Origin of the sequence: Niallia sp. HCP3S3_B10 (assembly GCF_052064465.1) — a bacterium.
In the GTDB taxonomy this organism is placed as follows: Bacteria; Bacillota; Bacilli; order Bacillales; family Cytobacillaceae; genus Niallia; species Niallia hominis.
This window is the reverse complement of sequence record NZ_JBQHVO010000061.1, coordinates 1-15,959: the sequence shown is the minus strand read 5'-3', so window position 1 is coordinate 15,959 and position 15,959 is coordinate 1. Positions and strand designations below refer to the sequence as shown.

The following is a 15,959-nucleotide window of genomic DNA, read 5'->3' as shown; positions in this document are numbered from 1 at the left end:
CCTTTAATCAAACAGCGGAAACAACTTTTGTTTCCGCTATTTTAAAAATATGCAGTGGAGGGTACCTATAATGAATAAGAAAACAATTCGTGATATCGATTTAAAAGGGAAAAAAGCTTTTGTTCGCGTTGACTTTAACGTACCAATGAAAGATCAACAAATCACTGATGAAACAAGAATTCAAGCTGCACTTCCAACTATTAACGCTTTAGTAGAAAGTGGAGCAATTGTTATTCTTGCAAGCCACTTAGGACGTCCAAAAGGTGAAGTTGTAGAAGAGTTACGTTTAACTCCTGTTGCAAAACGTCTTTCTGAAATACTAGGTAAAGAAGTTGTAAAAGCTGATGAATCATACGGTGAAGCTGTTAAAGCACAAATCAGCAAGCTTTCAGAAGGAGATGTAATCCTTCTTGAAAACGTACGTTTCAATGCTGGAGAAGAAAAAAATGATGCAGAGTTAGCAAAACAATATGCAGAGCTTGCAGATGTATTTGTAAATGATGCATTTGGTGCTGCACACCGTGCCCATGCTTCAACAGAAGGAATTGCTCATCATATTCCAGCTGTATCTGGATTATTAATGCAAAAAGAACTAGATGTTCTTGGTAAAGCTTTATCCAATCCTGATCGCCCATTCACTGCTATTATTGGTGGAGCAAAAGTTAAGGATAAAATTGGAGTAATTGAAAACCTTCTAGAAAAAGTTGATAACTTAATCATAGGCGGAGGCTTAGCTTATACTTTCGTTAAAGCACTTGGTCATGAAGTTGGTCAATCATTATTAGAAGAAGACAAAATCGATCTTGCTAAATCATATATGGAAAAAGCAAAAGAAAAGGGCGTTAAGTTTTATATGCCTGTTGATGTTACAGTTGCAGATGATTTCTCTAACGATGCTAACATCAAAACAGTTTCTATTGAAGAAATTCCATCTGATTGGGAAGCATTAGATATCGGACCTAAAACACGTGAAATCTATGCAGATGTTATTAAAAGTTCTAAATTAGTAATTTGGAACGGGCCAATGGGTGTATTTGAATTAGATGCATTCGCTACAGGTACAAAAGCAGTAGCTGAAGCACTTGCTGAATCTCAAGATACATATTCCGTAATCGGTGGTGGAGATTCTGCAGCAGCAGTTGAAAAATTTGATTTAGCGGATAAAATGAGTCACATTTCTACTGGTGGCGGTGCTTCATTAGAATTCATGGAAGGTAAAGAACTTCCAGGTGTAGTGGCATTAAACGACAAATAATATCTTTATAGATATGCATGAAAGGATGTATAACCATGCGCAAACCAATTATTGCAGGTAACTGGAAAATGAACAAAACGCTTCCTGAAGCGGTTGAGTTTGTTCAAGAAGTAAAAGCTTCTGTTCCATCAAGTGAAAAAGTGGATACAGTTGTTTGTGCTCCTGCGTTATTTTTAGGACAATTAGTAGAATTAACAGATGGCACAGATGTAAAAATCGGTGCACAAAATATGCATTTCGAAAAAAATGGTGCATTTACTGGTGAAATCAGCCCAGTAGCATTAGAAAATATCGGTGCAAAATATGTAGTACTTGGTCATTCGGAGCGTCGTGAGTTCTTTAACGAAACAGATGAGTCTGTTAACAAGAAGACAATCGCTGCATTTGAAAATGGTTTAACTCCAATTGTTTGTTGTGGTGAAACACTAGAACAAAGAGAGAACGGCGAAACAAATGACTTTGTTGCAACTCAAGTAACAAAAGCGCTTAACGGCTTAACTCCAGATCAAGCGAAAGCAACAGTTGTTGCATATGAGCCAATCTGGGCAATTGGAACAGGTAAATCTTCTACTTCTGCAGATGCAAACGAAGTATGTGCACATATCCGTAAAGTAGTAAGTGAACAATTTTCTTCAGAGGTTGCTGAACACATCCGTATTCAATACGGCGGTAGTGTAAAGCCTGAGAACATTAAAGAATATATGGCACAGCCAGATATTGATGGAGCATTAGTAGGTGGAGCTAGCCTAGAAGCTCAAAGCTTTTTAGCTTTATTGGAGGCAGGTAAGAATGAGTAAATCTCCAGTAGCTTTAATCATTTTAGATGGTTTTGCTTTAAGAAGCGAACGCATGGGTAATGCTGTAGCACAAGCAAATAAGCCTAATTTCGATAAATATTGGAACTCTTACCCTCATTCTACTTTAGTAGCTAGTGGGGAAGCTGTTGGTCTTCCAGAAGGACAAATGGGTAACTCAGAAGTTGGACATTTGAATATCGGTGCCGGCCGGATCGTATATCAAAGTTTAACAAGAGTTAACCTGTCTATTAGAGAAGGCGAGTTTTACAAAAACGAAACTTTCGTTAATGCAATTAAGCATGTAAAAGAAAAAGGCAAAAATCTTCATTTATTCGGATTATTATCCGATGGTGGAGTTCATAGCCATATTGAGCATATGTTTGCACTTCTTCGTTTAGCAAAAGAAGAAGGCGTAGAAAATGTATATATTCACGGTATTCTAGATGGTCGAGACGTCGGTCAAAAGACTGCTGAGAAATACATTAAAGCTACACAAGAAAAAATGGCTGAATACGGTGTAGGTGAATTTGCTACCATTTCTGGGCGCTACTATTCCATGGATAGAGATAAGCGTTGGGATCGTGTAGAAAAATCATACCGTGCTATGGTATATGGCGATGGACCAGCATACTCTGATCCATTACAAGTAGTAGAGGATAATTACAATAACGGAATCTTTGATGAGTTCGTACTTCCATCTGTAATCACAAAAGAGAACGGTGAGCCAGTTGCGTCAATTAAAGATGAAGATGCTGTTATTTTCTATAACTTCCGTCCTGACCGTGCAATTCAAATTTCTAATACGTTCACAAATGAGGACTTCCGTTCATTTGATCGTGGGGAAAAACATCCAAAAGATCTTTACTTTGTATGTTTAACTCATTTTAGTGAAACAGTAAATGGGTATGTTGCATTCAAGCCAACAAACTTGGATAACACTTTAGGTGAAGTACTTTCACAAAACGGATTAACACAGCTTCGTATCGCTGAAACAGAAAAGTATCCACATGTTACTTTCTTTATGAGTGGTGGACGTGAAGCTGAGTTCCCTGGTGAAAAACGTATCTTAATCAATTCACCAAAAGTGGCAACCTATGATTTAAAACCTGAAATGAGTGCATATGAAGTAACAGATGCACTATTGAAGGAAATTGAAGCAGATAATTTTGATGCTATTATTCTAAACTTCGCTAACCCTGATATGGTTGGGCACTCCGGAATGCTTGAACCAACAATCAAAGCGATTGAAACAGTGGACGAATGTTTAGGCAAAATTATCACTTTAATAGAACAAAAAGGTGGTAAAGCAATTATCACAGCTGATCATGGTAACTCTGATGAAGTGGTAACACTTGAAGGAACACCAATGACAGCACATACAACAAATCCAGTTCCTGTTATCGTAACAGATAAGAATGCTGAGTTGCGTACAGATGGGATTTTAGGAGATCTTGCTCCTACTATGTTAGATTTATTAGGAATTGATAAACCAGCAGAAATGACTGGAACATCTATTATTAAAAAATAAGATTTAAGATTTTTATATTTAAAGGAGAGAATAAATATGCCTTATATTCAACAAGTTTATGCTCGTGAAGTATTAGATTCACGTGGTAACCCAACAGTAGAAGTAGAAGTATTAACTGAATCAGGATTCTTTGGTCGCGCACTAGTTCCATCTGGTGCTTCAACTGGTGAATACGAAGCAGTTGAATTACGTGATGGTGACAAATCTCGTTACCTTGGTAAAGGTGTTCTTAAAGCAGTAGAAAACGTAAACGAAGTAATCGCTGAAGCAATTATCGGTATGGACGTTACTGACCAAGTTGGAATCGATAGAGCAATGATCGAACTTGACGGTACAGAAAACAAAGGTAAATTAGGTGCTAACGCAATCCTTGGTGTATCTATGGCTGCTGCACATGCTGCTGCTGAAGTAGTAGGATTACCTTTATACCGTTACCTTGGTGGATTCAATGCAAAACAATTACCAACTCCAATGATGAACATCATCAACGGTGGTTCACATGCTGATAACAACGTTGATTTCCAAGAATTCATGATCTTGCCAGTAGGAGCTCCAACTTTCAAAGAAGCTCTACGTATGGGTGCTGAAGTATTCCATGCATTAAAAGCTGTTTTACATGCAAAAGGTTTAAACACTGCTGTAGGTGATGAAGGTGGATTCGCTCCAAACCTTGGTTCTAACCGTGAAGCATTAGAAGTAATCATCGAAGCAATCAAAAAAGCTGGTTATGAGCCAGGCAAAGATGTATTCTTAGGAATGGACGTTGCTTCTTCTGAATTCTTTAACAAAGAAACTGGAAAATATGATCTTGCTGGAGAAGGCCGTAATGGTTTAACTTCTGAAGAATTAGTATCTTTCTACGAAGAGTTAGTTAACGAATTCCCAATCCTATCTATTGAAGATGGATTAGATGAAAACGACTGGGAAGGTCATAAATTATTAACAGACCGTATCGGTTCTAAAGTACAATTAGTTGGTGATGATTTATTCGTTACAAACACTAAAAAATTAGCTGAAGGTATCGAAAAAGGTATTGCTAACTCAATCCTTATCAAAGTTAACCAAATTGGTACTTTAACTGAAACATTCGAAGCTATCGAAATGGCTAAACGTGCTGGTTACACAGCTGTTGTTTCTCACCGTTCTGGTGAAACAGAAGATGCTACAATCGCTGACATCGCTGTTGCTACAAACGCTGGTCAAATCAAAACTGGTTCTATGTCTCGTACAGATCGTATCGCTAAATACAACCAACTTCTTCGCATCGAAGACGAGCTTGGCGAGTTAGCAGTATACGATGGTCTTAAATCTTTCTATAACCTTAAGAAATAATAGAAGTTAAGCTTTCCTTAACTTGATAAGCACCCTAGCTTTAGGAGATTTCCTATAAGCTAGGGTGCTTTTTAATAATTGTGAAAGAATAGGGAGAAGAGGAGCCGCATCATTTCTCAGTGCCCGAAAACAAGAGATCCAACAAGAAAAGGGAACAGAGGAACGTTCTCAGTGCCCGAATACAAAAAATCCAACAAGAAAAGGGAACAGAGGAGCGTTCTCTGAGCCCGAAAACAAGAGATTCAGCAAGAAAAGGTAACAGAGGAGCGTTCTCTGAGCCCGAAAACAAGAGATTCAGCAAGAAAAGGTAACAGAGGAGCGTTCTCTGAGCCCGAAAACAAGAGATCCAGCAGGAAAAGGTAACAGAGGAGCGTTCTCTGAGCCCGAAAACAAGAGATCCAGCAAGAAAAGGGAACAGAGGAACGGTCTCTGAGCCCGAGAGCAAGAGATCCAGCAGGAAAAGGGAACAGATGCTTCTTATTCAAAGGTTATCGCGTAATTAAGAGAACTCTTCCATACATTCATGCTGGATAAATATATTCTACTAATTATTATGACAAAGAAAGCGACATACTATTGTGGCAAAACATAAAATATGATACATTTAAACTAATGTAGGTTGGGTTTAATGGAGGTGTTTGATATGATACACACAGTTTTGATTACTTTATTGATTATCGTTGCGATTGCATTAATCGTAGTAGTACTTCTTCAAAATGGTAAGAGTGCTGGACTATCTGGAGCAATTTCTGGTGGTGCAGAGCAGTTATTTGGTAAACAAAAAGCACGTGGTTTAGAATTAATCCTTCACAATGCAACAATCGTTTTAGCAATTCTATTTTTTGTATTAACGATTGCAGTTAGTTATTTTGATCTATAATAACGAAATTCTGTATAGATAAAAAACCTGGCCATGAAAGGTCAGGTTTTTTTTCGGAATACAATCATACATAAGTGTTGATTTAAAGAAGGAACGACCTTACTAAAGAAAAATCATATTACTGGATTCTTCCATTTCTTTTTTACTACAATAAAAGATAGTTCTTTTTCTAATTAACATAGTAATTTTAATTATAGATAAGGATGAAGGAGAAAATAATAAGATAAAGGAGCGCTATCTAATGAAAATAGTAGAACAGAAGCCATTAACATTTAAAGGAGATAATAAACGTGCTGTGCTGTTATTGCATGGATTTACAGGTAATACATCTGATGTGCGTTTGCTAGGTAGATATTTAAATACAAAGGGGTATACATGCTATGTTCCTTTATATAAAGGTCATGGTGTTCCGCCAGAAGAATTAGTCGAGTCTGGACCGAAAGATTGGTGGAAAGATGTTACGGAAGCATACCAGCATTTAAAGGATATGGGATATGAAGAAATTGCCGTTGGCGGACTATCCTTAGGAGGGGTATTTTCCCTTAAATTAGGTTACACTGTACCTGTAAAGGGTATCGTAACCATGTGTGCTCCGATGTATATCAAGAGTGAAGAAGTAATGTATGAAGGAGTGCTTGAATACGCTCGCAATTATAAGCAACGCGAGAAAAAATCAGAAGAAGTCATCGAACAGGAAATGGGTCAATTTAAGCCGATGAATACACTGAAGGAATTACAAAATCTTATAAAAGAAGTAAGAGACTCTATTGACCTTATTTATTCACCCGTATTTGTTATACAGGCCAGACATGATCAAATGATTGATATAAATAGTGCTAATATTATTTATGAAGAAGTGGAATCGATTTACAAAGACATAAAATGGTATGAAAACTCAAGTCATGTTATTACACATGATAAAGAGAAAGAACAGGTATTTGAAGATTTCTATCAGTTTTTAGAAAAACTAGATTGGAAAGAATGAGAAGCAAAGGAGGTTTTTTGTTTGGAAGATATAATTAAGGAAAATGTCGAGAAGTTATTAACCTATATGAAAGATGAAGCCTACAAACCATTAACGGTGCAAGAATTAGAAGAGGCTTTTGGAATAGAGGATTCTTCTCACTTCAAAGATTTTGTAAAGGCACTTGTACAGATGGAGGAAAAGGGGCTAGTCGTTCGTACAAGAAGCAATCGTTACGGTTTACCGGAAAAAATGAACCTTATTCGAGGGAAACTAGCAGGACATGCAAAAGGGTTTGCATTTGTTATTCCAGAAGAACAAGGGATGGATGATATCTTTATCCCTCCAAATGAAGTAAAAACAGCGTTAAACGGAGATATTGTGTTAGCTCGTGTCACTTCTGAGAGTTCTGGTCAAAGAAGAGAAGGGACAATCGTCCGAATTATTGAAAGAGGCGTACAGCAAATTGTTGGTACATATTCGGAAAGCAAGCATTTTGGCTTTGTAATACCTGATGATAAAAAAATCGCAACGGATATTTTTATCCCTAAAGGCAGTACAAAAGGAGCTATCGAAGGGCATAAGGTAGTTGTTAAACTAACTTCCTATCCAGAAGGCAGAAAGAATGCAGAAGGAGAAGTTATCAAAATACTAGGGCATAAGAATGACCCAGGTGTGGATATTTTATCGGTAATACATAAGCATGGATTACCACTAGCTTTCCCGGAAAATGTACTAGATCAAGCGAATAGTGCTCCAGATACGATAGATGAAAAGGAAATTGCCAATAGACGAGATTTGCGTAATGAAACAATTGTCACCATTGATGGCGCAGACGCAAAAGATTTGGATGATGCGGTTACTGTTACAATTTTAGAAAATGGTCATTATAAACTAGGAGTTCATATTGCGGATGTTTCTTATTATGTAACAGAAAATTCTCCGATTGATGTAGAAGCAGAGGAAAGGGGAACGAGTGTTTATTTAGTAGACCGTGTGATTCCAATGATTCCACATCGCTTATCAAATGGAATATGTTCCTTAAATCCAAAAGTAGATCGTTTGACTCTTTCCTGTGAGATGGAAATCTCACCAGAGGGGGAAGTAGTGAAGCATGAAATTTTCCAAAGCGTCATTAAGACCACAGAGCGCATGACCTATGCAGATGTGAATTCGATCTTACACGAAAAAGATGAAGCATTGAGAGCTAAATATGAAGGTCTTGTACCGATGTTTGAACGAATGGAAGAGCTAGCAGCCATCCTTCGCAAAAAACGGATGACTCGTGGTGCCATTGATTTTGATTTTAAAGAATCCAAAGTAATCGTAGATGAAGATGGAAAGCCACAGGATGTCATTTTAAGAGAACGATCTGTTGCAGAAAAATTAATTGAAGAATTTATGCTTGTGGCCAATGAAACGGTTGCGGAACATTTCCATTGGATGCAGGTACCGTTTATCTATCGTATTCACGAAGATCCAAAAGAAGAAAAGCTAAGAAGATTCTTCGAGTTTATTACAAACTTTGGCTATATTGTTAAGGGAACAGCAAATTCTGTCCATCCTAGAGCATTACAGGAAATTATCGAAGCAGTTCAAGGAACGCCGGAAGAAATGGTTATTTCAACGGTAATGCTGCGATCGATGCAACAAGCGAAATACTACCCTGAAAGCTTAGGACATTTTGGTTTATCAACTGAATTCTATACGCATTTTACTTCACCTATTAGACGTTATCCAGATTTAATCGTCCATCGATTGATTCGGACGTATTTAATTGAAGGGGATATCAGTTCAGCGACACAAGAAAAATGGAATAGCCGCTTAACAGAAATAGCAGAGCACTCTTCTAGTATGGAAAGAAGATCAGTAGAAGCTGAGCGTGAAACAGATGAGTTGAAGAAATCAGAGTACATGCTTGATAAAATCGGCGAAGAATATGATGGTATTATTAGCTCCGTTACGAATTTTGGAATGTTTGTAGAGCTTACAAATACAATCGAAGGACTTGTCCATGTCAGTTATATGACCGATGACTACTATCGTTATGATGAACGTCATTTTGCCATGATTGGCGAAAGAACAGGAAAGGTCTTCCGTATTGGAGACGAAATTACGGTGCGTGTTGTAAATGTAAATAAAGATGAACGCGCAATTGACTTTGAAATTGTCGGCATGAAGGGAACACGCCGCAGAGATCCAAAGAAAGATGGCAAGGTATTCTCTACTGGCAGTGTGTCTCGTGTACCACGTAAAGGTAAATCAGATAGAGATACGGATAGAAAAGGAAAACCTGGAGAATCTCGCCGTAAAGGAAAGAATGATCGAAAACACTTCGAAAATGCACCAAAAGCAAAGCGAAAGAAAAAGAGACGTTAACTAAAAATTTGCTAAGCATTAAATGGCATGTGGTTTCTATCTGAAAAAGGAAACCACGTGCAGGGGATGTTTGTATAATAGACATTCTTTTGATAAAATTATTGGCAGAGTAGGGGGAAGAGGCATGCCAAAAGGTGAAGGGAAATTAGTTGCACAGAATAAAAAAGCAAATCATGATTACTTTATTGAGGAGACTTACGAGGCAGGGATTGTTCTTCAAGGAACTGAAATCAAAGCAATTCGTGCTGGAAGAGTAAACTTAAAGGAATCATATGCACGCATTATTAATGGAGAAGTATTCCTGCTCGGAATGCATATTAGTCCCTATGAGCAAGGAAACCGATACAATCATGACCCTTTAAGAACAAGAAAACTTTTATTACATCGAAAACAAATCAATAAATTAATTGGGGAGACAAAAGAAGTAGGTTATGCTTTAGTCCCACTAAAGATTTATTTTAAAAATGGTTATGCAAAGGTTTTGATTGGTCTAGGTAAGGGTAAAAAGAACTATGATAAGCGTGAAACCTTAAAACGTAAAGAAGCAAATCGTAGCATCGAACGTGCTTTACGTGAAAGGCAAAAAATGTAATCCAAAACTTTACAATTGAAATACGCTATAGTTATGTTATAATAATTTATGTCGATATGACAACATAAATTTAAGCTCCTATTTCAGAGCTTCCGAAACGTTACGCTTTTCTATTAAAGCGGGAATCATGTAATGTAACAATTGCTTGATTTTATCCTAATAATGGGGACGCTACGGATTCGACAGGGATAGTTCGAGCTTAGGTTGCGAGTCGAGGGGATCGGCCTCGTTAAAACGTCAAAGCCTATAACTGGCAAACAACAAAACAACTTCGCTTTAGCTGCTTAATAGCGCTTAGCGGTTCCTCCCTCCATCGCCCATGTGGTAGGGTCAGGGACTCAAACTGAGTGGGCTACGCCGGATTCCACCGTCTGAGGAAGAAGGAAGAGAACAACCAGACTAGCTTACCGGACGCCTGTCAACAGGCAGAAGAATAAGCGAAATGCGAATATGTTGACTACACTCGTAGAAGCTTAAGTGCCGATGTTTCTGGACGTGGGTTCGATTAATTTTAGTCGCCTTGTATGGTAACATATAAGTGAAAATCTGGCTTTATCGGTGAAACCTAAGTCACATTAACTGTGATAAGGCAATGCCGAGCGGTATGTGAAGTAATTCAACAGCCGTGTATCGACTTATAGGCTGCCAAGAATTTGGTAGCACTAGGATACGGAATGCTACTTTAAAGTAAATTTATATTTCGTATAAGACGCCAGAGGACCAAACTAAATATTACAGGTTCAAGATATAGTCAGTGCCATGACGAAAGCATGGAATTGCACGTCCCACCGTCTCCACCAAATACATATTTGGTGGTTTTTATTTTGTCTATATGTGACGTAAAGCATAAGTTTTCCGTTTGGAAAGCTTATGCTTTATTTTGTTTTAGGAAATTTTATGCTTTATTTAAGATATAAAAGCATAACAATCTTTATTAGCTAAGTACGCTTAGTATAAGGAATTTTGTCTATTAAATTCATAAAATCCTTGATTAATTTTCATATTTAACATAATATTAAAATAATTATGAATATTACCTTTCTAATGATAAGCGCACATTTCCCAACCCTACGGACAAATGTGTGCTTTTTTAATTAAATGGGGGAGGAATACTTTTCCATCTTAGCGAGATACTACCTCTAAATAGAGGTGGTCCTTATGTATGAACATTTATTTATAACCCCTAGAAGTGTTTTATATAATATAGAGCCAATCGGTACTGGTTCCGAATTTGTTGAAAGTTTAACAAGCTATTTAGCTAGAGTTGCGTTTGAGCATAATACATCCGTTGGTCATTTGGTAAATAAATTACTAATCCCGAGTATGGATAAGGACTATCTTCATAGAAGTCGTGATTTTGGAGGTAATCGATTTTATGAAGGTGCGAAAACGATAAACGGATACATGGAAAATTCCTTGAGTGTGGTAAAGGCAATCGAAAAATTAACAGTTAGGGACGATATACATAAATTGACATTAATAAGATGGAAAAACGTATTTCCTTTAAGGGAGCTGTTAAAGAAATCCTTAGCTTGGTGTCCTTTTTGTATCAAAGAATGGAAAGAAAATAATAAAACAGTTTATTATCCTTTAATATGGTCCATAGACTTAGTCCATATGTGCCATATTCATTCATGTTTTCTAATAAATAAATGTCCAACTTGCTTTAAGCAACAGGATATTCTAAGGAGGCAATCGTTAGTTGGTATTTGCCAACACTGTCTTCGACAATTAGATGATGGTGCAACAAAAGAGAAATATGGCCAAGAAAATAAGGATTGGCAAGGTTTTGTAATTGATAATGTTTGTTCATTGTTAAATTATGATGGAAAAATAAATACAGGCGAGAACTCACTTCTTGTTAAGAATCTTAATCTTATTTGTGAAAAAGTATTCGATGGAAGTATTAACGAATTTAGTAAACAATTAAATTTTGCAAGAAGTTCGGTAGTAGGATGGATTAAAGGCAAGGTTAAACCAACCTTAGAAAATCAATTATACATATGCCAGAGGTTAAATATAGAAATAGAACAATTATTACTTACTACCAACATTCAAAATTTTCATATAGTTAAACAAAGGAAAAGAATTATAAATACTTCATCAAAACCTAAAAGAGTTGACTATTACATTGTTGAGAAGGAGTTAGAAAAAGTTATCCAAAATAAGGAAAATATATCAATGGAAGCAGCTGCTAAAAAAGTAGGCATAAATAAAAGAACACTTTATAGAAAATTTCGCCATCTTTGCGTTCAAATCTCAAATCATTATAAGCAATACCTTGAAGAAAGAAAGCTTCAAAGAATACTATGTTTAAAAATTCAGGTTGAAGCTACTTTCACAAACCTATATATGCAGGGAATTTATCCAAGTAGGAGGAAGATAGAATTTGTTATGAATAAACCAGGTGTACTCAAAGAAAGAGAGTTACAATCTCACTGGAAGGGTTTATTAGGTAAACAAGGTTTACTATTTGAACGTAATTTAGGGGAGTGTGAAGATATTGGTGATGAATTCCAATGAGTTACACGAATGGTCTAAAGAACTTAATTTGTCTGAAGAAGCAATAGAACAAATAAAAATAATCAGATTATCTGATCCATCACGCCTTGTTGGTGGAGGGGCTCGGAATGTTCCTGGAGAGTTCACTAGTAAAAAAATGGGTGTAACCATTCAATTTGAGAGCTCAAAAGTTGAGCTGGCTGCAATATACATGATGGAGTTTGATGATAATGTATTGGAATTCTATGATCAACCTCCTTCAATTAAATTAAACAAAGTAGGTTGGAAAACACCTGACTTTTTTGTAATTGAGAAAGACAGAGCATATTGGATTGAGTGGAAAACAGAAGATGAATTGATTAAGCTATCACAAAAGAAAAATGCAAAGTATTATTTGGATGAGGAGAGTAATTGGCGTTATTTACCAGGAGAGGAATATTGTAAATCACTTGGAATTGAGTTTAAAGTAGGCTCATCAAAAGATATTAATTGGACCTTACAAAGAAATCTAATTTACTTAAAAGATTATTTAGGGAGCGAAAAACCAAATGAAGAAGTTATTTCTTCTGTAAAGAATAACATAATGGCTTCTCCAGGAATAACTTTGAAAAAGTTGATCGATTCTTCAGGTGAAGATTTTACTTTAGATGATATTAACATCTTAATTGCTCAAGATATTTTATACGTTGACCTTTTCACATCGTTATTGGTAGAGGCTAGTTCTGTTAAGATTTATTGTACCAAGGAGCAAAATAGGAGCTTTATAAATCTTTGGGAATCTTCTAGAGAGAAGAAGGAAGTAAGCGTGGTTAAAATCACAAATGGCTCAAAGATATTGTGGGGAGAAATACAGTGGAAAATCCTTAATCATGATATAAAAAACCTATTTTTGGTATCAGATTCTGGTGATTATAATGAAGTCCCCATAGAAACGTTTGAAAGATATGTTTCAGAAGGTTATATTACAGGTTTGAATTCAGATGATGACATAGATGATGAAAAAGTCAAAGAATTGATTACTACTGCTGCTGAGGCAGACTTGAAAATAGCAAACAGAAAATACTCGATTGTTAAAAAGATTTTGCAAGGAGATGAAATAGGACCAATAAAAGAAACGGATAGAACAATAAGAAATTGGATAAAGGCATATAGGGATGCCGAAGATTTATATGGGAACGGATACCTTGGACTATTACCAAATGATAAAAACAAAGGTAACCGTAATAGAAAAATTCCAACAAAATCAATTGAGTTAATGGAAGAGGTTATAAATGAAAGCTATGAATCAATAAAAATAAAAACTGCAAAAGTTGTTCATGGAGAATATCAAACTCTTTGTGAAAACAACAAAGTTCCTCCAGCGTCATACCAAACCTTTTGTGAAGCAATAAGGAAACGGAGTATTTTTGAGTTAACAAAAGGTAGAGAAGGTGATCGTGCCGCCTATAAATACGAGGAATTTTATTGGTCACTAGAGTACACCACACCAAAACATGGAGATAGAGCTTTTGAAATCGCTCATATTGATCATACTCTACTAGATATTGAATTAGATATTGGAAATGGGAAATCAAAAAAACCATGGTGCACATTTTTAACAGATGCTTTTTCAAGGAGAATTTTAGCTTTTTATTTAACATTTGATTCCCCGTGTATTAGCTCAAACATGATGATTATAAGAGAATGTGTTAGAAAATATAATCGGCTTCCTCAAACTTTGGTCGTGGATGGAGGGAGAGATTTTCACAGCATTTATTTTGAGTCACTACTTGCAATGTATGAAGTTGAAAAGAAAACCAGACCCGCTGCAAAGGCTAGGTTTGGTAGCGTAGTCGAGCGTCTATTTGGTATCGCAAATAAACTGTTAATCCATAATCTACTTGGAAATACTCAGGTGATGAAAAATGTACGTCAAGTAACTAAACAGGTGAATCCTAAGAATCATGCAGTTTGGAACTTGGAACTATTGACAGAAAGGTTAGAAAATTGGATAGACGAAGTTTATGATATCCGTGAACATCCAGCACATTTTATGACTCCTAAGGATGCATTTAATCATTCAATAGCATCAACAGGCAAACGATTTACTAGACTTATACCTTACAATGAAGAGTTTATCATTCTAACATTACCATCTCCTAAACCAAGACACCGTAAGGTTCATCCGGGCAAAGGTATTAAATTGAACTACTATTATTACTCGAATGACAAGTTTCGTAATAGAGAGATTGAAAATAGTATGGTAGAAGTTCGTTACGATCCATTTAATATAGGTGTTGCATACGCTTATGTAAATAAACGATGGGAAAAATGCTATTCTGAGTATTATTCCATTGTAAATGGAAAGACAGAAAAACAGATAAAACTGATTACAGAGGAGCTTCGTCACAAGAGAAAAGAATTTGAAAAAAACAGTTCAATTACAGCGAAAATGATTGCGGAATTTATTCTTGAATCTGAAGAAATAGAAAACCGTTTATTATTGGAAAAGCAGGGTAAAAGCATTGATGCGGTCCAATTAACATTGATAGAAGGAACTGGGAAGAACGATGATATGCTTAACAAAAGGCCGGATAAAACTGATGTTAATTTTTTTGATGATGATATGGATTTAGTGTTTTTGGGGAGGGATAATTAATTGCATGAAACAGCGAGAATGTTTGATGTAGATTTATTGAAAAAATCAAAGGAAGAGAGGGTAAAATTCTTTAAGGAATACACTATACAACATCCAAAGTTTACTAAAGTAAAGGATGAAGTTATAAAAGAGATAAATTCTAGTGATTACAATATCATAATGGTTATTGGTCCATCTAGAATTGGAAAATCTAGATTGGTTGGGGAACTTATTTTTGAATATCTTAAAAATATGGAGGAAGAAATAAGATTAAATCCAGGAATAATTCCTATTTCAGGGATGGAGTTACCAAATCCAGATTTATCAAGGTTTAATTGGAAGGATTTTTATTTTCGAGTGCTAACTGCATTAAAAGATCCGTTAATAGATGAAAAGATTGACATTGAAAATGAAATTATAAGAAAAGAACCAAAGAAGTATTTAAAGCCCTTTAGGAAAGATACTGCGCCAGAATTAAGGATATCTATAGAATCTGCGTTTCGTAATAGAAAAACTAGGGCTTTCTTGATCGATGAGGCACAACATTTTTTTAAAGTTGGAGGAGGTAGTGAAGCACTCAACGTACAATTTAATTCTATTAAATCTCTTTCGAATATGACTAGCTCAAAGTTTGTCATGTTTGGGACTTATGATTTAAATCAGGTTATTAATTTGGATGGGCAATTAACCAGTCGTGTTAAGGAGGTACATTTCCCTCGATACGATGTAAGAAATAGAGAAGATGTGGTATGTCAACACTAAACTGAACAAAATTATTAAGGAACACATACCATTTTATAGTTTCTAAATAATTGGTACTTAGACGAAAAACAGTGTGTGCTGTTTGCCACTTGACTCGGAGCCTCTGCGGGCAAGATCATGAGCCAGGAAGCCAGATTTATCAAATAATCTGGCTCAGCCATCAAAGCTATCACGCCCGCCTCTCCAAGTAAAGTGGGAGCTTCTTACTTAATATGACTCGTTTTTATTAGATGCTTGCGCTTATATTCTTTAGGGGTTAGATAGTCCAGTGATCCATGAATTCGAATATTATTAAACCAATTAACGTAATCAAATAGCTCTAGATCAAGTTTTTGTTGACTATCGAAAACC

12 protein-coding genes and 1 other RNA gene are annotated in these 15,959 nt (G+C 36.1%); 12 read left to right on the top strand and 1 reads right to left on the bottom strand.

The window, feature by feature from the left end:
* The first annotated feature begins 70 nt into the window (after positions 1–70).
* From ACTNDN_RS20085 to ACTNDN_RS20030, 12 genes are all read left to right on the top strand, one after another.
* A complete protein-coding gene (locus ACTNDN_RS20085) occupies positions 71–1,255 on the top strand; it encodes a phosphoglycerate kinase (RefSeq protein WP_031540678.1) in 1,185 nt (394 codons plus the stop codon).
* Between the two features lie 35 nt (positions 1,256–1,290).
* Positions 1,291–2,052 (top strand): triose-phosphate isomerase, encoded by a 762-nt coding sequence (tpiA, locus tag ACTNDN_RS20080; RefSeq protein WP_031540679.1) that lies wholly within the window; start codon positions 1,291–1,293, stop codon positions 2,050–2,052.
* On the top strand, positions 2,045–3,580 hold the full coding sequence (gpmI, locus tag ACTNDN_RS20075) for a 2,3-bisphosphoglycerate-independent phosphoglycerate mutase (RefSeq protein ID WP_441131945.1): 1,536 nt from the start codon (positions 2,045–2,047) through the stop codon (positions 3,578–3,580). Before tpiA ends, gpmI begins: the two co-directional genes overlap by 8 nt.
* Positions 3,581–3,616: 36 nt before the next feature.
* Complete coding sequence (eno, locus tag ACTNDN_RS20070; RefSeq protein ID WP_031540681.1) at positions 3,617–4,912, top strand: phosphopyruvate hydratase; 1,296 nt, start codon at positions 3,617–3,619, stop codon at positions 4,910–4,912.
* Between the two features lie 646 nt (positions 4,913–5,558).
* Positions 5,559–5,792 (top strand): preprotein translocase subunit SecG, encoded by a 234-nt coding sequence (secG, locus tag ACTNDN_RS20065; RefSeq protein ID WP_031540682.1) that lies wholly within the window; start codon positions 5,559–5,561, stop codon positions 5,790–5,792.
* Between the two features lie 241 nt (positions 5,793–6,033).
* Positions 6,034–6,777 carry an alpha/beta hydrolase gene (locus ACTNDN_RS20060; protein WP_031539861.1) on the top strand — a complete coding sequence of 248 codons (744 nt, stop codon included), beginning with the start codon at positions 6,034–6,036 and terminating at the stop codon, positions 6,775–6,777.
* 66 nt (positions 6,778–6,843) lie between these two features.
* Positions 6,844–9,135, top strand: a complete 2,292-nt coding sequence (gene rnr / locus ACTNDN_RS20055) for a ribonuclease R (RefSeq protein ID WP_396953895.1) — start codon at positions 6,844–6,846, stop codon at positions 9,133–9,135.
* Positions 9,136–9,259: 124 nt separating this feature from the next.
* Entirely contained in the window at positions 9,260–9,727 is a 468-nt protein-coding gene (gene smpB / locus ACTNDN_RS20050; RefSeq protein ID WP_031539863.1) for an SsrA-binding protein SmpB, read from the top strand.
* 172 nt (positions 9,728–9,899) lie between these two features.
* Positions 9,900–10,235, top strand: a transfer-messenger RNA (tmRNA) gene (ssrA, locus tag ACTNDN_RS20045).
* Between the two features lie 650 nt (positions 10,236–10,885).
* A complete protein-coding gene (locus tag ACTNDN_RS20040; protein WP_048717262.1) occupies positions 10,886–12,250 on the top strand; it encodes a TniQ family protein in 1,365 nt (454 codons plus the stop codon).
* The gene (locus ACTNDN_RS20035; protein WP_441131954.1) at positions 12,237–14,867 is read left to right on the top strand and encodes a TnsA endonuclease N-terminal domain-containing protein; all 2,631 of its coding nucleotides are present in this window, start codon (positions 12,237–12,239) and stop codon (positions 14,865–14,867) included. The genes ACTNDN_RS20040 and ACTNDN_RS20035 overlap by 14 nt, the downstream gene beginning before the upstream one ends.
* Positions 14,868–14,885: 18 nt before the next feature.
* On the top strand, positions 14,886–15,608 hold the full coding sequence (locus ACTNDN_RS20030) for a TniB family NTP-binding protein (RefSeq protein WP_441131944.1): 723 nt from the start codon (positions 14,886–14,888) through the stop codon (positions 15,606–15,608).
* A gap of 203 nt (positions 15,609–15,811) precedes the next feature.
* Here the strand turns inward: ACTNDN_RS20030 and ACTNDN_RS20025 are convergent.
* Positions 15,812–15,959, bottom strand: a 148-nt coding sequence (locus ACTNDN_RS20025) for an IS3 family transposase (RefSeq protein ID WP_441131306.1), incomplete at its 5' end; no start/stop codon positions are given.